This is a genomic window from Actinomyces sp. AC-20-1 (assembly GCF_023369555.1).
GTDB lineage: Bacteria > Actinomycetota > Actinomycetes > Actinomycetales > Actinomycetaceae > Actinomyces.
Genome location: NZ_JACJVC010000011.1, coordinates 37,886 through 57,004 on the forward strand (window position 1 = coordinate 37,886; position 19,119 = coordinate 57,004).

Below are 19,119 nucleotides of genomic sequence, written 5' to 3' on the forward strand. Positions count from 1 at the left end.
CGTCGTCGGGCTCCCTCACGTCAGCGGCGGGCCGGGTGCCCGCTGCCGCTCAGGCCGAGTGGGGCGAGGGCGGGGTCTTGCGCGAGACGAGGACCTGGTCGACCAGGCCGTACTCCTGGGCCGCCGCGGCGGTGAGGATCTTGTCGCGCTCGAGGTCCTGGTGGACCTTCTCGATGCTCTGGCCGGTGTGGGCCGCGAGCGTCTGCTCGAGCCAGGAGCGCATCCGGTCGATCTCGTCGGCGACGATCTCGATGTCGGAGGCCTGGCCCTGCACCCCCTCCATGGCGGGCTGGTGGATGAGGATGCGGGCGTTGGGCAGCGCCAGGCGCTTGCCCGGGCTGCCCGCGGCGAGCAGGACGGCGGCGGCCGAGGCGGCCTGGCCCAGGCAGACGGTCTGCACCTGCGGCTTGATGTACTGCATCGTGTCGTAGATGGCCGTCAGGGCGGTGAAGGAGCCGCCGGGGCTGTTGATGTACATCGTGATGAGGCCGTCGGGGTCCTGGGACTCCAGGACGAGGAGCTGGGCCATGACGTCGTCGGCGGAGGCGTCGTCGACCTGCACCCCGAGGAAGACGATGCGGTCCTCGAAGAGCTTGGAGTAGGCGTCCTGGCGCTTGAAGCCGTAGGCGGTGCGCTCCTCGAACTGCGGCATGATGTAGCGCGCCGTCGGCAGGTGCGCGGGGGCGGCGGCCTCGAGCTGGCGGCCCAGGGCGTCGAAGTAGGGGCGGGAGCCGGTCATGTCAGTTCTCTCCGTTCTGCTGGCCGATCTCCCGGCTGGAGCGCACGATGTGGTCGACGAAGCCGTACTCCAGGGCCTCCTGGGCGCTGAACCAGTGGTCGCGGTCGGAGTCGCGCAGGATCTCCTCGACCGTGTGGCCGGTGTTGGCGGCCGTGATCTCGGCGAGCTCCTGCTTCATCTTGATGATGAGGTCGGCGTTGATGCGGATGTCGGTGGCGGAGCCGCCCGCGCCGCCGGAGGGCTGGTGCATGAGCACGCGGGCGTGCGGGGTGAGGTAGCGCTTGCCCTTGGCGCCGGCCGAGAGCAGGTGCTGGCCCATGGAGGCGGCCAGGCCTGTGGCGACGGTGGCGACGTCGGGCTCGACGTACTGCATCGTGTCGTAGATGGCCATGCCGGCGGTGACGGAGCCGCCGGGGCTGTTGATGTAGAGGTAGATGTCGCGCTCGGGGTCCTCGGCGGCCAGCAGCAGCATCTGGGCGCAGATGGCGTTCGCGTTGTCGTCGCGCACCTCGGAGCCGAGCCAGATGATCCGCTCCTTGAGGAGGCGGTTGTAGATGGAGTCGGTCAGGCCGAGTCCGGCACCGGGGCCGTCGGCGGCGCTGGGCGTGAAGTGCTCGCTCACGTCAGTCCTCTCGTGTTCGTTGACGCCAACGCTAACGCCCTGCCGCCCTCCCCCATGCCCGCCTCCGGGCCGTTTTCGCTCACGGCCTCACCGCCGGGGGCTGTGCGGGTGCCGGGGACGAGGATCACAGGAGCGGGACGGGGCGGAAGGGTAGCCTGAGCGCAGATTATTCACGGGCTAAGGAGAACAAATGGAGACGGGGTCGACAGCCTCCGCCAGTCCCGACGGCGCTGCCCAGGACCCCGCCCAGGACCCCGGTGCCCCGGCACCGCGCGGCAGCCGCCAGGCGCCCGAGGCCACCCGGATGCAGGGTCACTGGCTCCTGGCCGTGCTCGGCAAGCGGGTCCTGCGGCCGGGCGGCATCGCGCTGACCCGCCGCATGCTGGACGCCTGCGCGCTGCAGCCCGGCCAGCGCCTGGTCGAGCTGGGGCCCGGAGTGGGCCGGACCGCCGAGCTGCTGCTGGCCACGCGCCCCTCCTCCTACCGGGGTGTGGATCCCCACCCCGAGGGCCGTGAGCAGGTCGCCGCCGTCCTCGACGGACACCCCGAGGCGGCCTACGTGGTCGCCGATGCCTCGCGGACGGGGCTGCCGGGCGCCAGCGCCGACCTCGTCGTGGGCGAGGCGATGCTCACCATGCAGCCGGATGCCCACAAGCGCGAGATCGTCGCCGAGGCGACGCGCCTGCTCGCCCCCGGCGGGCGTTACGCCATCCACGAGCTGGCGCTGCGAGGGGACCTGACGGACAGCGAGGTCGAGGCCACCCGCAAGGAGATCTCCCGCGCCATCAGGGTCGGGGCGCGTCCCCTGACCGTGGCCGGCTGGAGCCGGCTGCTCACGGAGGCCGGCCTGGTCGTCGAGTGGAGCGGCACCGCCCCCATGCACCTGCTCGAGCCCCGCCGCCTGGTCCAGGACGAGGGCCTGATCGGGGCCGCCCGTTTCGTGGTGCGCATGGTCCGCACGCCGGGGGCGCGGGAGCGGGTGAGGAGCATGCGCTGGCTGTTCCGCCTGCGGGCCAGGGCGCTGACCGCCGTCGCCCTCGTGGCGCGCAAGCCGGCCGAGGCCAGCGAGCCCACTGAGACCACTACTGAGACCACTGAGCCCACCGAGGGCTGAGCCCCCTCACACGGAGCCCGGCTGGCTCCGCGGACCACGCCGTCGCCGTCGAACACCCGGGCACCCGGGCCAGTCCCCTCCCCCAGCACACCGAGACCCACCACCCGAGAGGAAACCGACATGCCCACCACCCCTGTCACCGAGTCCCTGTTCCGCCTGGGACTGAACGAGGCCCTGCCGGTCTCCGAGGAGGCGACGACCTCGCGCGTCGTCGTCAACAACGAGGTCCTGCGCACCGTCGTCTTCACCTTCGACGCGGGCCAGATGCTCACCGAGCACGCCTCCCCCAAGGCCGTCGTCGTCACGCTCCTGGAGGGCGAGATGGACTTCTCCGTCGGGGAGCGCACCGAGCGGCTGGCCGCCGGCGACGTCGTCTACCTGGCCCCGGGCGAGCGCCACGCCCTGACGGCCGTGACCGCCTGCCGGATGCAGCTCGTCATGGTCGAGGTCGGCGGCCGCTGACGAGCACCCTCCTGCCGCCACCTCCTCCACGCACCCGGGACTGCGGGCGACCAGGAGGCGGGACCCGGGCACGGCCCCGGCTCAGACGCACGTGAGGGCCCCGCGCCGGCAGGCGCGGGGCCCTCACGGGAGCCTCCTGGGATCAGGTCACTCGGCGCTGGCCGCGGAGGCGGAGGAGGCGCTGGAGGCCGCGCTCGCGGAGGAGGCGGAGCCCGCCGAGTCGGTGTCGGTCGGGGAGGCGAGGCGCTCGACCTCGGAGACGATCTTCTGGGCGTCGCGCTCGTCGGAGCCGATGAACTCCGTGAGGTCGACGTCGGCGCCGTCGGTGTCCTTGACGCTCACCTGGCGCAGGGCCAGGGCGAGGGACTTGTTGCGGGCGATCTCGGAGACGAAGGCCGGGATCTGGCCGGCCTGCTGGGCGCCCTGCATGAACTGGGCGGGCTCCATGCCGTACTGCTGGGCCGTCTGGACGAGGAAGTCGATGAGCTCGTCCTGGGAGACGTTGGCGTCGATCTGCTCGGCGAGGACGTCGAGGATGATCTGGTCGCGCACGCCGGTGGAGATGTCCTCACGGATCTCGGCGGCGTGCGGGTCGTCGTCCTTCTTGCCCTCGGCCTTGAGGTGGGCGCTGACCTCCTGGTCGACCAGGGCCTCGGGGACGTCGAGGACGACCTTCTCGCGCAGGACGTCGAGCAGGCCGTCGCGGGCGGCGATGGCCTGGTCGCCGGCCTTGCGCTGGGCAGCCTGCGTGCGCAGGTCCTCGCGCAGCTCGTCGATGGTGTCGAACTCGGAGGCCATCTGGGCGAAGTCGTCGTCGGCCTCGGGCAGCTCGCGCTGCTTGACGGCGGAGGCGGTGACGGTGACCTCGGCCTCCTCGCCCTCGTGCTCGCCGCCGGCCAGGGTGGTGGTGAAGGTGGCGGACTCCTCGGCCTTGAGGCCGCGCAGGGCGGTGTCGAGGCCCTTGAGCATGTTGCCCTTGCCGATCTCGTAGGAGACGCCGGAGGCGGAGTCGACCTCCTCGCCGTCGATGACGGCCTTGAGGTCGATGGTGACGAAGTCGCCGGTCTTGGCCTTGCGCTTGACGGCCTTGAGGGAGCCGAAGCGGGCGCGCAGGTTCTCGAGCTCGGTCTCGACGTCCTCGTCGGTGACCGTGACGGGGTCGACCGTGATCTCGAGGCCGTCGAGCTCGGGCAGCTCGATCTCGGGGCGGACGATGACCTCGGCGGTGAAGACGAGCTGTCCGCCCTGGGCGCCGGTGAGGTTGGGCAGCTCGGTGACCTCGACCTCGGGCTGGGCCATGGGCACGCGGCCGGTCTCGTTCAGGGCCTCGCGGTAGAAGTCGTTGAGCTTGCCGTTGACGGCCTCCTGGATGACGGAGGCGCGCCCCACGCGCTGGTCGATGACCTGGTTGGGGACGTGGCCGCGGCGGAAGCCGGGGACCTGGATCTGGGAGCCGATCGACTTGTAGGCGGCGTCGAGGCTGGGCTTGAGCTCCTCGTAGGGGACCTCCACGGTCAGCTTGAGGCGCGCGGGGTCAAGGTTCTCGACAGTGCTCTTCACGGGGTTCTGCTCCGAAGTCATGGTGCGGTGAGTCGCACGGCTCCTGCTGCGGAGCCGGCGGACGCCGTCGGGAGGCGTCAATCCGTGCCATCTTATGGCAAGGGCGCGTCGCCGCGAAAAACGGCCCGGAGCCCGGGCCCCGCCCCGTCATCGGCGTCAGCCGAGGTAGGCGCTGCGGCCGGAGACCACCACGGCCAGGCGCGAGCGCGGGACCTGGGCGACGGCCCGGACCGCAGCGGTCGTGCGGGCGTGGACCTCGCGGGCCTCGGCGTCGTCGGTACCGGTGAAGCGGGCGGTGACGCGCGGCTCGCCCCGCACGACGTCGACCTGGAGGGCCTCGAGGACGGTGGTGGCCTCGACGGCCCCACGCACGGCGTGCTCGACGTCGTGGGGTGAGCGACCCGGTGCGAGGTCGCCGATGCTCAGGACACTGCGGTAGGAGGGCATGGTCGGGGTGGCGGGATTTGAACCCGCGGTCTCCTGCCCCCAAAGCAGGCGCGCTACCAAGCTGCGCTACACCCCGTGGGTGCGAGTGAGGCCGCCGCCGGGCTACCGACGACGGCCTCACTCGTCAACCGAGCGGGTGACGGGAATCGAACCCGCGCAATCTGCTTGGAAGGCAGAGGCTCTACCATTGAGCTACACCCGCGAGGACGTGAGCCGGAGGACCGGCCCGCCCAGGTCTCAGTGCTCGATGAGACCGGTCTTGTAGGCCTTCGCCAGGCGGCGGGGCACGGTGATCTCGCGACCGGCGACGCGGATGGTGTTGAGCTCGGTGAGCTCGGCCTTCCACTGCGAACGGCGGTTACGGGTGTTGCTGCGGGACATCTTCCGCTTCGGCACTGCCATGAGCCCGCTCCTCTCAAAGTCTGGGGATCCTTCGATCCAACGGAAACTGGACCGAGGGACACCATAACGACTCCGAGCAACCCGGTTCCACTCCGGCGACGGCGCCGCCGTGTGAGATCGCTCCCGTGCACAGCGCCCGGGCGCACCCGCCACCCGCTCCGGTCTGCGACGATGCCACCATGCCAGCAACCCCCGACGCCCCCGTCCTCACCCTGGCCCGCGGGCGCCAGCCGGAGACGGACCTCGAGGTCAGGCGCTCGCACTTCCTGGCCCGCGCCGCGCGCACGGACACCGAGGCCGAGGCTCGCGCCCTCATCGCCGAGGTCCGCGCCGAGCACCCCACGGCGCGCCACCACTGCTCGGCCTTCGTCATCGGCGTCCCCAGTGCCCTGCCCGTCGAGCGCTCCAACGACGACGGCGAGCCCTCGGGCACGGCCGGCCAGCCGATCCTCGAGGTGCTGCGGGGCACGGGCCTGGTGGGGGTGAGCGTCGTCGTCACTCGTTACTTCGGCGGCACGCTGCTGGGCACGGGCGGACTCGTGCGGGCCTACTCCCAGGCCGCCGCCCAGGCGCTGGACGCGGCGCGGCGCGCACGCCTGGTCACCCGGCACCTGTGGGACGTGCGCGTGCCCGTGGGCGAGGCCGGACGGCTCGAGGCCGACCTGCGCGCCCTCGCCGGCCCCCGGGACGGGGCGCTGTCCGTGGAGGAGACGGTCTGGGGCGCCACCCACGCCGTCCTCATGCTGTCCACCGACTCCCCCGACGCCGACGGGCTCTCCGCCCTGCTCGCCTCCGTGAGCCAGGGCTCCGCGGTGCCTCAGGCGGCGGGCAGCCGGGTCGTCGAGCAGCCCTGCTGAGGCTCACGCTCCGGCTCCGGCCGGCCCTCAGCGGGCCGCCGCACCGGTCCCGGTGTCCGGGGCCCGACGGCGGCCGGGTCCCGGACAGGCCGGCGTTCCACCGTCAGCGGACCAGGATGCGGTCTTCTTGACGCCCTCCCCGGGCCGGGGTCTATGGTCCCCCCAGACCAGCAGGCCGTCGGCTCCACGCCCGGCCGGCCACGCACAGGAAGGGAGGACCCCATGACCGCCGCCAGCGTCATGCGCGTGATGTCCGCCTCCTGTGGCCGGTGTCTGTAGGGCGCCAGGCCTCGACACCGTGCGCGCGTCGCTGCGCGCATGCCCGGCGCTCGGGCTCCCAGGAGCCGCCCCGTCCCCCGCCACCGTGCCCACGGCACACCGCGACGGTGGCCCCGCCGTCGGGACACCACCCCCGGCAGCCCCCACCCGGCACCCGCCGGACCCCACCTGAGGAGAAGCATCATGGCCTACCTGTCCAACATCACCGAGGCCGTCGGCGGCACCCCGCTCGTGCGCATCAACCGCGTGGCCTCCGGCCCGGCCACCGTCCTGGCCAAGGTCGAGGCCTTCGAGCCCGCCAGCAGCGTCAAGGACCGCATTGCCCTGTCCATCGTCCGCGACGCCGAGGCCTCCGGCGCCCTCAGGCCCGGCGGCACCATCGTCGAGGCCACCAGCGGCAACACCGGGGTCGGCCTGGCGATGGTCGGCGCTGCCCTGGGCTACAAGGTCATCATCACGATGCCCGAGACCATGTCCAAGGAGCGCCGCGCCCTCATGCGCGCCTTCGGCGCCGAGCTGGTCCTCACCAGCGAGGGCGGCGTCGCCGGGGCCGTCAAGCGCGCCGAGGAGGTCCAGGCCGCCACCCCCAACTCGATCCTGGCCTCCCAGTTCACCAACCCGGCCAACCCGAGGGTCCACCGCGAGACCACCGTCCTGGAGATCCTGGAGCAGGCCGGGCAGGTGGACGCCTTCGTGGCCGGCATCGGCACGGGCGGCACCCTCACCGGTGTGGGCACCGTCCTGCGCGAGAGGGTCCCGGGCGTGCGCGTCTACGGCGTCGAGCCCACCGAGTCCCCGCTGCTGAGCGAGGGCAGCGCCGCGCCCCACAAGATCCAGGGCATCGGGCCCAACATCGTCCCCGAGGTCCTTGACCAGGGCATCTGGGACGAGCTGCTGCACATCAGCTCCGAGGACGCCCTGACCTACGCCCGTCGCGCGGCCCGTGAGGAGGGGCTGCTCGTCGGCATCTCCTCCGGTGCGGCCCTGGCGGCCGCCGACCTGCTCTCGCAGCGGCCCGAGCTCGCCGGCAAGACGATCGTCACCGTCCTGCCGGACACGGGTGAGCGCTACCTGTCCACCCCGCTGTACAGCGAGTACCTCAACTGAGACCCGCCGACGGCGGCCCCACCGGGAACAGGAGGGCCGCCGTCGGCGTTGGGTCGGCTGAGAGAGCGCACCCCCACCCAGGAGCACCATGAACTCCACCTCACAGGCCCCCGGCAAGACCCGGCGCGGCCGCACGGGCTCGGCACGTGCCCACACCCTCATCGACCTGGCCAAGGAGGACCTGGCCACCGCGCGCAGGCAGGACCCGGCCGCCCGCTCCAGCGCCGAGGTCGCCCTCCTGTACCCCGGGGTCCACGCCGTGTGGGCATACCGCCTCGCCCACCGCCTGTGGGCGCGGGGGCACAAGTTCACGGCCCGGGCCGTCTCCCAGACGGCCCGCAACCTCACCGGCATCGAGATCCACCCGGCGGCGGTCCTCGGGCGGCGCCTGTTCATCGACCACGGCATGGGTGTCGTCATCGGTGAGACCGCGCAGGTGGGCGACGACGTCCTCATCTACCACGGGGTCACGCTCGGCGGGGTCTCGACCCGGCCGGGCAAGCGCCACCCCACGATCGGCAACGGTGTGCAGATCGGGGCGGGGGCGAAGGTCCTGGGCCCGGTGACCGTGGAGGACAACGCGAAGATCGGTGCGAACGCGGTCCTGGTGAAGAACCTGCCGGCCGACCACGTGGGTGTGGGGGTGCCGGCCCGGGTGCGCGACCCGCGCACGGACCCCGAGCTCATGATGGACCCGACGATCTACATCTGAGCCCGGGCCCCGCCGGGAGCCGGCCCGCCCCGCTCAGCGCAGGACGGTGCCCCCGGCGAGGTCGACGAGCCGGCGGAAGACCTCTCCCCCGCTGGCGCGCGAGCCGTTGTGCTCGTACTCGCTCGTCACCCAGGTGCGCAGGCCCGGGACGAGGGCGGCGGTGGCCAGTGAGGTCTGAACCGGCACGTAGACGTCACGGGCGTAGACGGCGGCAGCCCCGCTCACCCCGGCCGCGGCGCTGGCGCCGAGGGCCCGCTCGTCGTACAGGCGCGGCCACTCGACGTCGGCCAGGGCCTCGGCGACCCCCGCCCAGGGGCGCAGGAGCGGGTCGTCCTCGATCATCCGGGGCGTGACGTGCTCGCCGGTGAGCAGGGTCGGGTCGGCGTCGAAGGCGGTGGGGCGCACGCGCTCGGCGGCCCAGGCGGTGCGGCCGCCGTCGGCCCAGCAGGACTCGTGGATGACGGCGTACAGCGGGTTGCGGGCCGTGAAGGCGAGTGAGTCCACGAGGTCACAGCGCAGGGCCCAGGAGGCCGGGTCGCGCTCGAGCAGGTGGTGCATGGCGTCCATGCCGCCGCTGGCGCCCAGCAGGGAGCCGAGCGAGCGCACCCGCTGCGGCCCCACGGGCGCGCCGTGGGGGTCCAGGAGCTCGCCGCGGCGGGCCGCCTGGACGAGGGCGGCCACGCGGTCGCGGTCGCCGGGGTAGCGGGCGTAGTGCTCCTCGCTCCTGACGCGCATCGACTCGTAGGTCAGGGCGTAGACCTCGTCGATGGTCCGGCCGACGGCGGGCAGTCCGCCGGTGAGGTGGACCCGGTCGAGCGAGTCCGCGTGGGCGCTGAGGTAGCGCACGCAGCAGAAGCCCCCGAAGGACTGGCCCAGCAGGCTCCAGCGCTCGATGCCCAGCGCCCGGCGCAGGTCCTCGCAGTCCTCGACGATCTCGTCGGCCCTGAAGTGGGTGAGCAGGCGGGCGGTGCCGGCGTCGTCGCCCCCGGCACCGGGGTGGTCGACGGGGGTGGAGCGGCCGGTGCCGCGCTGGTCGAGGAGGATGACGCGGTAGTGCTCGAGGACGGTGCCGAGCCAGCCGAGGCCGGCGTCGGGGCTGGGGCGCGGGGCCTCGCAGCCGGGGCCGCCCTGGAGGAAGACCAGGGGCGGGCGGGCCAGGGGGTCCGACGGCGTCGCCCCGGTCCCGGCGCGGGCGACCTCGCGCGCGTAGACCGTGAGCGTGGGTGTGCCGTCCGGCCAGGTGTCCCCGCCCCCGGAGCGGTCCAGGGCGACGGTGAGGTGGTGCTCGCGGGTCAGGAGCCCGGCGTTGGCCGTGGACCAGGGGCCGGAGACCAGGCGCGGGGAGGCCGGTGGGGACGTCTGGGTCGGTGTCATGGCGCCACGCTACCCACCGGCGCGGGGCCGGCGGGGCAGCGGGCCTGGCAGGCCGGGCACCAGAACAGGCGCCGCCCGGCCACGTCCTTGCTCCTCACTGGTGCGCCGCAGCGCAGGCAGGGCCGGTCGGCGCGGTGGTAGACGTACCAGCGGCCGGCCTCCTCGTCGTCCTCGGGCAGGGGGACGGGGACGTCGTCGGGCTCGACGGTCGTGATGAAGCCCGTGGCGACACCGTGCTCCATGAGCGGCACGAGGTCGTCCCACACGGCGCGCAGGCGCGCCTCGCTCACGTGCTGGCCGGAGCGGAAGGGGCTGATGCCGCAGCGCAGCAGGGTCTCGGCCCGGTAGATGTTGCCGACGCCGGAGATGACCGACTGGTCCATGAGCAGCTCGCCCACGGCCTTGCGGCGGCGGCGGACGTTGGCCACGAAGAGCTCGCGGTCGCCGTCGGCGCGCAGGGGGTCGGGGCCCAGGCGGCGGCGCACGGCCGCGACGCCGTCGGCGTCGAGCAGCTCGCAGGCGGCGGGTCCGGTGAGGTCGGCGACGCCGTGCTCGCCCAGCAGCCGCAGGCGCACCGCCCCGCGCGGCTCGGGCGCACGCCACTGGCCCGGGGCGGGTGCGGTGGGCGCGTCGTCGGGCCCACCGGCCAGGCCGGACAGGGCGGAGCCGCCGCCGTGCGCCAGGGCGTGCTCGCCGCGCTCACCGACGCGCCTGCGCGGGGCGCCGATGGCGTGCGGGGCGGTGAAGGAGGCGTCGCCGTCGAAGGTCCACGAGCCGTACAGGCCCAGGTGGATGCGCAGCCAGGTGACCGCGGTGTCGTCGGCGGGCACGTCCGCCTCGGGTGCGAAGGGCAGGAAGAGGTGCTTGCCGTGGGCCTGGGCGCCGAGGAGCACCTGGCCGTCGAGGCGCTCGGCCCCGGCGGCGAAGCGCCCCTGGGGGGAGGTGGCAGCCAGGCGCTGGCCGCCGTAGAGCTCGCTGAGGGCGGCGCTGAGCCGGTGGATGGTGTGGCCTTCGGGCATGTGAGGACCGTACCCGAGGGCCTGGGCCCGAGGTCCCACGGTCCGCCGGCGGCCCGTCCCGCTCCGGCGGCCTCCGGGCCCTGGCCGGGTTCTCAGGCGCCCTGGTGGGCGCGCCTCTCGTACTCGGCGAGCTGGTCGATGCGGCGCTGGTGGCGCTCGTCGCCGCTGAAGGGCTCGGCGATGTAGAGGTCCACCAGGTGCAGGGCCTCCTCGAGGCTGTGCATGCGGCCGCCGACGGCGATGACGTTGGCGTCGTTGTGCTGGCGGGCCAGGCGGGCCGTGTCCTCGTTCCAGGCCAGGGCCGCGCGCACGCCGTCCACGCAGTTGGCGGCGATCTGCTCGCCGTTGCCGGAGCCGCCGATGACGACGCCGAGGCTGCCCGGGTCCGCGACGACGGCCTCCGCGGCCTCGATGCAGAAGGAGGGGTAGTCGTCGAGCGGGTCGTAGGTGCGGGCGCCGTGGTCGATGACCTCGTGGCCCTGCTCGCCCAGGTGCGTGACGAGGGCGGTCTTGAGCTCGAAGCCGGCGTGGTCGGAGGCGATGTGGATGCGCATGGGTGGGATTGTGCCTCACGCGAACACGTCGCGTCAGAGGCGCGGCAGGGCGCTGCGGGCGCCGGTGGGTACCGGGCCCAGGCGCTACCTTGGCCCCATGACTGAGACCCCCGTGACCGCTGAGGGCCGCGACGTGCTCGCCGGCGTCCTCGAGACCGCCGCCGTCGACCCCGCCGTCCGCGTCCAGGACGACCTCTTCCGCCACGTCAACGGCACCTGGCTCAGGCAGGCCGTCATCCCCGCGGACAAGCCCGGCACGGGATCCTTCACCCTGCTGCGCGACGCGGCGGAGGAGGCCTGCCACGAGATCCTCACCGAGCTGGCCGGCCAGGTCGCCCCGGACGGCTCCGCCGCGGTGCCGACGACGCCGGCCGGCAAGGTCGCCGCCCTGTACGCGGCCTTCATGGACGAGGAGCGCGTCGAGGCGCTGGGGGCCGCCCCGCTCGAGGGCGAGCTGGCCCCGCTGCTGGCGGCCGGGGACAAGGAGGCCCTGGCCCGCGCCGTGGGCGCGGGCTCAGCCGCGGGCTTCTCGGGCCCCTTTGCCGCCTACGTCGAGAACGACCTCAACGACCCCGCGCGCTACACCACCTTCCTCAGCCAGTCTGGCCTGGCCCTGCCGGATGAGTCCTACTACCGCGAGGAGGCCCAGGAGGGAGTGCGCACGGACTACGTGGCGCACGTGGCGCGCGTGCTCGACCTCGCCGGCGCCCCCGCGCTCCTGGGGGCCGGGGCCACGGAGCTCGCCGGGCGTGTCATGGCCCTGGAGACGGCGCTCGCCCGCGGCCACTGGGACCGCGTGTCCTGCCGTGACATCGAGCGGATCAACAACCCGCGCCGCTGGGAGGAGCTGGTGGCGAGCGCCCCCGGCTTCCCCTGGGAGGCCTGGCGCGCGGGCATCGCCGACGCCGCCGCGGCCGCGGGCGCCCCGCTGGGCTCCTTCCTGCAGGAGGTCATCGTCGAGCAGCCGGACTACCTGCCCCACGTGGCCGAGGTGTGGCAGTCGACGTCCCTGGAGGACCTGCGCGCCTGGGCCGTGTGGCACACGGTCCACGGGCGCACCTCGTTGCTGTCGAGCAGCTTCGTGGCCGAGACCTTCTCCTTCTACTCCCGGCGCCTGCAGGGCGTGGACGAGCTGCGCCCGCGGTGGAAGCGCGGGGTCGGCCTGGTCGAGGCCTGCCTGGGCGAGGCCCTGGGCGAGGTCTACGTCGAGCGGCACTTCCCGCCGGCCCACAAGGAGGCGATGGAGGCCCTGGTCGCGGACCTCATCGAGGCCTACCGCCGCTCCATCGGCGAGCTGACCTGGATGGGCGAGCAGACCCGTCAGCGGGCGCTGGACAAGCTGGCGCTGTTCACCCCGAAGATCGGCTACCCGGTGCGCTGGCGCGACTACTCCGACATCGTCATCACCCCCGGGGACCTCATGTCCAGCGTGCGCTCGGTGGAGGCCTTCGACCTGGCCCGCTCGCTGCGCAAGCTCGCCGGCCCGGTGGACCGTGACGAGTGGCACATGACGCCGCAGACGGTCAACGCCTACTACAACCCGACGATGAACGAGATCGTCTTCCCGGCCGCGATCCTCCAGCCGCCCTTCTTCGACCCGCGGGCGGACGAGGCCGTCAACTACGCGGGCATCGGCGCGGTCATCGGCCACGAGATCGGCCACGGCTTCGACGACCAGGGCTCGACCTTCGACGGCACGGGCAGGGTGACGGACTGGTGGACCGAGGAGGACCGTGCGGCCTTCACCGAGCGCACGAGCGCGCTCATCGCCCAGTACGACGCCTACGTGCCCGCCGAGCTGGCCGAGCGCGCCGCGGCCGAGGGCACCGCGCCTGAGGAGGTCCCGCACGTCAACGGCTCGCTCACCATCGGGGAGAACATCGGCGACCTGGGCGGGCTGGGCATCGCTCTCAAGGCCTACGGCCTGGCCCTGGAGCGTGCGGGAGCCGTCTCCTTCGCCGAGGCGCCGGTCATCGACGGCCTGACGGCGATGGAGCGCTTCTTCTACTCGTGGGCGCGCATCTGGCGGGGCAAGAACCGGGTGGAGCGCAGCGAGCTGCTGCTGACGGTGGACCCGCACTCGCCCAACGAGTTCCGCTGCAACGGGATCGTGCGCAACATGGACGCCTTCCACGAGGCCTTCGGCGTCACCGAGGGCGACGCCCTGTGGCTGGCCCCCGAGGAGCGCGTGTCCATCTGGTGAGGCCGTGGGCATGGAGCTCACGGCGATGAGGGTGTGGCTGATTGAGATCCACCACGAGGAGCTGCTCTCACTCGTGCTACCGCTGCGCGCGGTCGCACGATGACACCAGCATCGGCATCGTCTCCGTCGCTCTTCTCCAGGCCGACGGCATCAACGGGTTCTCTGCCGGGTACACCGAGGTACGTCAGGGACAAGGCAGCTGGTCCGTGACCACCCGCAGTGTCGAGTGGTCCGGGGACGCTCCCACCACAGTCGCGTTGTTCTGCGGCCTCTACAACGAGGAGGCTCATGCGCCTGTTGTGAAGATCCCGCTGCGTATCACCGGCGCCACCGCTGCTCCGACGCCCACTGCTGCTCCGACGTCGACCGCTGCGCCCACTGTCGCGCCGACCGGCTCCTCGTCGATCTCGGCGGACGTGACCTCGGTGTCCCCCGGTGGCGAGGTGACGGTCACAGCCACCGGCTTCACGGCCGGCGAGAACGTCGACGTCTACCTGCGCTCCACCCCCGTGCACCTGACCACCACCACAGCCGACGCCTCCGGCAAGGTCGTCGTCAAGGTCACCATCCCCGCAGGCACGGACCCCGGCGCCCACCACCTCGTCCTCACCGGCCAGCGCAGCGGGGTCAGCCTGCGCCAGGCGATCACCGTCAACGCCCCACCAGCACCACGGCGGCCACCACCGCCACGAAGAAGCCCTCCACAGGCTCGCGCCTGGCCGCCACTGGCGTCACCGTCCTGCCCCTGCTGCTGGCCGGCGGCGCCGTCCTGGGCGGCAGCGCCCTCGCCGCACGCCGACGCGCCAACGACTGACACCCCACCCGTGGCGCCCCGGGCGCCACGCACCAGGCCTCACGCACAGACACAACGATTGAACCATGAGAGCCCGACGCACGGCGGTTGCCGTCACACTCGTGACGGCAACCGCCGCCGCACTTCTCGGAGCCGATGTCCTCACCCTGGCGCAGCGCCCCGGCACCATGGACGTCGCCCTGCCCACCACCATCTCCCCCGCCGCCCCGGAGGAGACCTGGCTCGTCCTGGGCACCGACTCGCGCGAGACCGTCCCCGAGGGCCCTGACTACTACGGCACCGTCGCCCAGGCCGGGCAGGGCTCGCGCGCCGACGTCCTCCTCCTCGTCCAGCCCTCCGCCTCCGGCACCACCATTGTCTCCGTCCCCCGCGACCTCGCCCTCCTCACCGACGCCGGCGCCGAGCGCCTGGCGACGAGCCGCCTCGCCGGGCCCGGGAGGACCGTTGACCTCCTGTGCACGCAGCTCGGGGTGGCCCCCACCCACGTCGTGGCCGTTGACATGGCCCAGTTCGCCGCGGTCGTCGACGCCCTCGGCGGCGTGAGCGTCGCCATCGACGAGCCCGTGCGCGACGCCGGCTCCGGGCTCGACCTGTCGCATGCCGGTGAGCACACCCTCACCGGTGTCGAGGCCCTCTCGCTCGTCCGGTCCCGCCACCCCGAGGTCCTGCACGACGGGCAGTGGACCGCCCTGAGCCAGACGGAGGGGGCTCAGCGCCGAAGCCACTACGCGGGCGTCGTCCTCGCCGCCGTCCTCGCCCAGGCGCGTCACGAGGCCCGCAACCCGCTGGCCGCACGCAACCTGGCCCACACCCTCGCCGGCAACCTCACCGTGGACCCGGGCACCGGCCTGACCGACCTGCTCGGCCTCGCACGCACCGTCGCCACCGGGGACGGTGCCTCGGTCACCCTGGTCGAGATCCCCGTCGATGAGCCGGAGGGCTCCTTCGTCGCCTTCCCCACCCAGGAGACCTACGCCGTCCTCGCCGCCCACGGCTACCTCCGCGGCGGCTGCGTGCCGGCCGCCGGGCAAGGGGACCGGGAGGACCCCTGAGCAGCCCCTGAGCAGCGCGCGTCCTGCTCCCGGCCCGGCCCCCGCCGTCGGCCCCGATTCCCCTGCCGGCGCACCGGGTGAGACGATGGCCCCCTGCACGCGCCGAGACCCGGCGCAGACCGGCAGCGGCCACAAGCCCGCCGGCAGACCGTCCCAGAAGGAGCCCATATGCCCGGTCAGAACCTGACCCGCGAGGAGGCCGCCGAGCGCGCGGGCCTCGTGGCCGTCGACACCTACACGATCGACCTCGACCTCACCCGCGGGAAGGAGGTCTTCGGCTCGACGACGACCGTCCGCTTCAGTGCCACCCCCGGCGCCGCCACCTTCATCGACCTCATCGCCCCCACGGTCCGCTCCGTCACCCTCAACGGCACCGCGCTCGACCCGGCCCGGGTCTACGCGGACTCGCGCATCGCGCTGGCGGACCTGGCCGAGGACAACGAGCTCACCGTCGTCGCCGACTGCGCCTACATGCACACGGGCGAGGGCCTGCACCGCTTCACGGACCCGGCCGACGGACGCACCTACCTCTACAGCCAGTTCGAGGTCCCGGACTCGCGCCGCGTCTTCACCGTCTTCGAGCAGCCCGACCTCAAGGCCTCCTTCGTCCTCACCGTCACCGCCCCCGAGGGCTGGACCGTCTTCTCCAACTCCCCCACCCCCGAGCCCGTCACCGCCACCGGTGCCGACGGCGAGGCCGCCAGTGTCTTCTCCTTCGCCCCCACCGAGCGGATGAGTTCCTACATCACCGCGATCGTCGCAGGCCCCTACGAGGGCGTCACCAGCGAGTACCGGGCCGCCGACGGCCGCGTCATCCCGCTGGGCGTGTACTGCCGGGCCTCCCTGCGCGAGTTCCTCGACGCCGAGGAGGTCCTGGACCTCACGCGCAGGGGCTTCGCCTACTACGAGGACCTGTTCGCCACCCCCTACGCCTTCAGCAAGTACGACCAGGTCTTCGTCCCCGAGTTCAACGCGGGCGCCATGGAGAACGCCGGGATCGTCACCCACCGCGACGACTACGTCTTCCGCTCGCGCCCCGTCGAGGCCCGCGTCGAGCGCCGCGCCGTGACGATCCTGCACGAGCTCGCGCACATGTGGTTCGGCGACATGGTGACGATGAAGTGGTGGAACGACCTGTGGCTCAACGAGTCCTTCGCCGAGTTCACCTCCACGCTCGCCGTCGCCGAGGCCACCCGCTTCTCCGACGCCTGGACCACCTTCCAGGCCTCGGAGAAGACCTGGGCCTACAACCAGGACCAGCTCTCCTCCACCCACCCCGTCGCCGCCGAGATCAACGACCTGCACGACGTCGAGGTCAACTTCGACGGCATCACCTATGCCAAGGGCGCCTCGGTCCTGTCCGCGCTCGTCGCCTACGTGGGCCGGGAGAACTTCTTCACGGGCATCGCCTCCTACCTGGCCGGGCACGCCTACGCCAACGCCACCCTCGCGGACCTGCTGCGCGAGCTCGAGGCCACCAGTGGCCGCGACCTGACCGAGTGGACCCGCCTGTGGCTCCAGGAGGCCGGTGTCACCGTCCTGCGCACCGAGCTCGCCACGGACGCCGAGGGCGTCATCACCTCCGCGGCCGTCCTCCAGGAGGTCCCGGAGGGCTCACCCGCCTCCCTGCGCCCGCACCGCCTCGCCCTGGGCTCCTACACCCTCGTCGAGGGCCGCCTCGTGCGCACCGGGCGCGTCGAGATCGATGTCGACGGCGCGCGCGCCGAGGTGCCCGAGCTTGTGGGGTCCGTGCGTCCGGACGTCCTGCTGGTCAACGACGACGACCTCACCTACGCCAAGGCTCGCCTGGACGAGGCCTCGCTGGCCGCGGGGCTGGAGCACGTGGCGGCCTTCGAGGCCTCCCTGCCCCGCTCGATCCTCCTGGCCTCCGCCTGGGACATGGTGCGCGACGGCGAGCTGCCCGCCTCCCGCTTCCTGGCGGCGGCGCTGGAGGCCCTGGAGGTCGAGCGGCACTCCTCGGTGGTCCAGGTGCTCCTGTCCCAGGTGGGCACGTGCCTGGGCTACTACCTGCTGCCGGCGCACCGTGCGCAGGCGGCCCCGGGTACTGCCGACGCGCTGCTGAGGCTGGCGCGCGCCGCCGAGGCCGGCTCCGACACTCAGCTGCAGCTCGTGCGGGCCGTCGCCGCCCACGCCGTGACGCCCGAGCAGACCGCGGCCGTGACCGGTTGGATCAGCGGCTCCGCGCCGCTCGAGGGGCTGGTCGTGGACCAGGACCTGCGCTGGGAGCTGCTCATCGGGCTCGTCGCCGCGGGCGTGGCCGGTGAGGACGACATCGAGGCGGAGGCCGAGCGCGACCGCACGACGACGGGCACGGAGCGTGCGGCTCAGGCCCGTGCCGCCATCCCCACGCCCGAGGCGAAGCGGGCGGCCTGGGACGCGCTCGTCGGGGACGCCACGATGCCCAACGAGACGCTGGTCAAGACCCTGCGCGGCTTCACCGACGTCGACCGCGCGCCGCAGTTGCTGGTGCCCTTCATCGAGGAGTACGTGGCCCGGGCGGACGAGATCTGGTCCTCGCGCACCTTCCACATGGCGGAGAACCTGCTGGACGGCCTGTGGTCGCCGGCGACGGTGGGCCTGGAGGGCTGCGACCCGGTGGGAGCGCTCGAGAGCTGGCTCGCCTCGCACGAGGAGGCCCCGGCGGCCTTCCGCCGCATCGTCGCGGAGAACCTGGACACGACGCGCCGTGTGGCGCGCGTGCAGGAGCGCGAGCTGCGGGGCTGAGGTCCTTCGGACGAGGAGACAGGGGTGGGGCCCAGCGCCTGTGGTGCTGGGCCCCACCCCCGTTCGCGCGCCTCAGGACCGGCTGTCGTGGTCCTGGGACGTCGGAAGCCGGGCTAGCGCTTCTTGCGCGCGGCCTCGGCGTTCTTGCCGGTGGCCTCAGCGGCGACGCACACTCCACCACTCCGGCCGCTGTCCGACGACCGCCGAGCCACCTCGTCGCTCCAGTCCGTGGTCAACATCCCCGAGAACCCTAGGGCGGTCCCCATCCCACTCACATCGACTTGAGTCAATATCGTTCAGCACCTATTATGTGGACGTGCGCTGGGACATTCGCCTCTGGGAGGATGTGGAGTCGTGGGTCCTGGATCTCGACGATGACACCTATCACCTGGTCGCGGCTGCGATCAGCCGGCTGGAGTCTGAAGGACCTGCGCTCGGACGTCCCACCGCAGACCGGGTCAAGGGCTCTCGCCATCACCATATGAAGGAGCTGCGTCCTGGTTCAGCGGGACGCAGCAAGATCCGGATCCTGTTCGCCTTCGATCCAGAGCGAAGGGCCATCCTTCTCGTCGCCGGGGACAAGGCCAACAACTGGCAGAAGTGGTACATGCAGAACATCCCGGTAGCCGACGACCGATTCGATGCATGGCTTGACAGTGAGGTGGAGTGAGATGAGCAAGGCCAAGACCGTGTCCTGGAGCGACGTGCGCGCCAAGCGTCCCGCTGACCCCGTCGCCGTAGCCACGCATGTCGCTCGGATGGAGACCGAGGAGCGCGCCTACAGGCTCCGCGAGATCCGCGAGGAGCAGGGCGTGACCCAGAAGGAGCTCGCCGACCGGTTGTCGCTCACGCAGCCGACCATCTCAGCGCTCGAGTCCGGCAGTCTTGACCGCTCCGGTCTAGCCACGGTCAAGGCTTACGTCGAGGCTCTCGGCGGCACCGTCGAGGTCACCGCCACTTTCGGCAACCGAAGGCTTGTGCTCTCATCGCCGGCATAGGGAGAAACCGGCTGCGGGGCTGAGGCCTCTCGGACGAGGAGACGGGGTGGGGCCCAGCA

The 19,119-nt window shown here is 72.7% G+C and carries 18 protein-coding genes and 2 tRNA genes; 10 read left to right on the forward strand and 10 right to left on the reverse strand.

From position 1 onward, the window contains the following. Positions 1 to 49: 49 nt before the first annotated feature. Positions 50 to 739, reverse strand: coding sequence for an ATP-dependent Clp protease proteolytic subunit (locus tag H6X67_RS07630; RefSeq protein WP_249368369.1), 690 nt, complete (start codon positions 737 to 739; stop codon positions 50 to 52). Between the two features lies 1 nt (position 740). Continuing rightward, the gene (locus H6X67_RS07635) at positions 741 to 1,361 is read right to left on the reverse strand and encodes a ClpP family protease (RefSeq protein WP_249368367.1); all 621 of its coding nucleotides are present in this window, start codon (positions 1,359 to 1,361) and stop codon (positions 741 to 743) included. A gap of 190 nt (positions 1,362 to 1,551) precedes the next feature. Here H6X67_RS07635 and H6X67_RS07640 point away from each other — a divergent pair, with 190 nt between their 5' ends. Further along, positions 1,552 to 2,475 carry a class I SAM-dependent methyltransferase gene (locus H6X67_RS07640; RefSeq protein ID WP_306468463.1) on the forward strand — a complete coding sequence of 308 codons (924 nt, stop codon included), beginning with the start codon at positions 1,552 to 1,554 and terminating at the stop codon, positions 2,473 to 2,475. Between the two features lie 120 nt (positions 2,476 to 2,595). Next, the gene (locus H6X67_RS07645; protein ID WP_249368364.1) at positions 2,596 to 2,937 is read left to right on the forward strand and encodes a cupin domain-containing protein; all 342 of its coding nucleotides are present in this window, start codon (positions 2,596 to 2,598) and stop codon (positions 2,935 to 2,937) included. 147 nt (positions 2,938 to 3,084) lie between these two features. On the opposite strand, the gene tig is transcribed toward H6X67_RS07645, so the two are convergent. The 5 genes from tig to rpmF form a co-directional block, all read right to left on the reverse strand. Beyond that, positions 3,085 to 4,497 (reverse strand): trigger factor, encoded by a 1,413-nt coding sequence (gene tig, locus H6X67_RS07650; protein WP_249368363.1) that lies wholly within the window; start codon positions 4,495 to 4,497, stop codon positions 3,085 to 3,087. A 156-nt stretch (positions 4,498 to 4,653) separates the two neighbouring features. Then, the gene (locus H6X67_RS07655) at positions 4,654 to 4,944 is read right to left on the reverse strand and encodes an FMN-dependent dehydrogenase (RefSeq protein ID WP_249368361.1); all 291 of its coding nucleotides are present in this window, start codon (positions 4,942 to 4,944) and stop codon (positions 4,654 to 4,656) included. Beyond that, positions 4,944 to 5,020, reverse strand: a tRNA-Pro gene (locus tag H6X67_RS07660). Before H6X67_RS07660 ends, H6X67_RS07655 begins: the two co-directional genes overlap by 1 nt. A 55-nt stretch (positions 5,021 to 5,075) precedes the next feature. Further along, a tRNA-Gly gene (locus H6X67_RS07665) sits at positions 5,076 to 5,146 on the reverse strand. Between the two features lie 35 nt (positions 5,147 to 5,181). Further along, the gene (rpmF, locus tag H6X67_RS07670; RefSeq protein ID WP_067942450.1) at positions 5,182 to 5,346 is read right to left on the reverse strand and encodes a 50S ribosomal protein L32; all 165 of its coding nucleotides are present in this window, start codon (positions 5,344 to 5,346) and stop codon (positions 5,182 to 5,184) included. A 179-nt stretch (positions 5,347 to 5,525) separates the two neighbouring features. Here rpmF and H6X67_RS07675 point away from each other — a divergent pair, with 179 nt between their 5' ends. The 3 genes from H6X67_RS07675 (at position 5,526) to cysE (ending at position 8,301) form a co-directional block, all read left to right on the forward strand. After that, on the forward strand, positions 5,526 to 6,203 hold the full coding sequence (locus H6X67_RS07675) for an IMPACT family protein (protein WP_249368359.1): 678 nt from the start codon (positions 5,526 to 5,528) through the stop codon (positions 6,201 to 6,203). A gap of 462 nt (positions 6,204 to 6,665) precedes the next feature. Next, positions 6,666 to 7,589: a cysteine synthase A gene (gene cysK, locus H6X67_RS07680; protein ID WP_249369902.1), complete on the forward strand. Its 924-nt coding sequence runs from the start codon at positions 6,666 to 6,668 to the stop codon at positions 7,587 to 7,589. An 88-nt stretch (positions 7,590 to 7,677) separates the two neighbouring features. Then, positions 7,678 to 8,301 (forward strand): serine O-acetyltransferase, encoded by a 624-nt coding sequence (gene cysE / locus H6X67_RS07685; RefSeq protein WP_249369900.1) that lies wholly within the window; start codon positions 7,678 to 7,680, stop codon positions 8,299 to 8,301. 33 nt (positions 8,302 to 8,334) lie between these two features. On the opposite strand, the gene H6X67_RS07690 is transcribed toward cysE, so the two are convergent. The 3 genes from H6X67_RS07690 to H6X67_RS07700 form a co-directional block, all read right to left on the reverse strand. Next, complete coding sequence (locus H6X67_RS07690) at positions 8,335 to 9,675, reverse strand: alpha/beta fold hydrolase (protein WP_249435492.1); 1,341 nt, start codon at positions 9,673 to 9,675, stop codon at positions 8,335 to 8,337. Beyond that, positions 9,672 to 10,694 (reverse strand): Fpg/Nei family DNA glycosylase, encoded by a 1,023-nt coding sequence (locus tag H6X67_RS07695; RefSeq protein WP_249368956.1) that lies wholly within the window; start codon positions 10,692 to 10,694, stop codon positions 9,672 to 9,674. Before H6X67_RS07695 ends, H6X67_RS07690 begins: the two co-directional genes overlap by 4 nt. A 92-nt stretch (positions 10,695 to 10,786) precedes the next feature. Beyond that, complete coding sequence (locus tag H6X67_RS07700; RefSeq protein WP_249368955.1) at positions 10,787 to 11,248, reverse strand: ribose-5-phosphate isomerase; 462 nt, start codon at positions 11,246 to 11,248, stop codon at positions 10,787 to 10,789. Between the two features lie 97 nt (positions 11,249 to 11,345). Here H6X67_RS07700 and H6X67_RS07705 point away from each other — a divergent pair, with 97 nt between their 5' ends. The 5 genes from H6X67_RS07705 to H6X67_RS07725 all read left to right on the forward strand — a co-directional run bounded on the left by H6X67_RS07705 (position 11,346) and on the right by H6X67_RS07725 (position 19,060). Continuing rightward, on the forward strand, positions 11,346 to 13,451 hold the full coding sequence (locus H6X67_RS07705; RefSeq protein WP_249368954.1) for a M13 family metallopeptidase: 2,106 nt from the start codon (positions 11,346 to 11,348) through the stop codon (positions 13,449 to 13,451). 879 nt (positions 13,452 to 14,330) lie between these two features. Then, entirely contained in the window at positions 14,331 to 15,317 is a 987-nt protein-coding gene (locus H6X67_RS07710) for an LCP family protein (protein WP_249368953.1), read from the forward strand. Positions 15,318 to 15,485: 168 nt separating this feature from the next. After that, positions 15,486 to 18,062 carry an aminopeptidase N gene (gene pepN / locus H6X67_RS07715; protein WP_249368952.1) on the forward strand — a complete coding sequence of 859 codons (2,577 nt, stop codon included), beginning with the start codon at positions 15,486 to 15,488 and terminating at the stop codon, positions 18,060 to 18,062. 316 nt (positions 18,063 to 18,378) lie between these two features. Continuing rightward, positions 18,379 to 18,732, forward strand: a complete 354-nt coding sequence (locus H6X67_RS07720; RefSeq protein ID WP_249368951.1) for a type II toxin-antitoxin system RelE/ParE family toxin — start codon at positions 18,379 to 18,381, stop codon at positions 18,730 to 18,732. Between the two features lies 1 nt (position 18,733). Beyond that, positions 18,734 to 19,060 (forward strand): helix-turn-helix domain-containing protein, encoded by a 327-nt coding sequence (locus H6X67_RS07725; RefSeq protein WP_249368950.1) that lies wholly within the window; start codon positions 18,734 to 18,736, stop codon positions 19,058 to 19,060. Positions 19,061 to 19,119 lie beyond the last annotated feature (59 nt).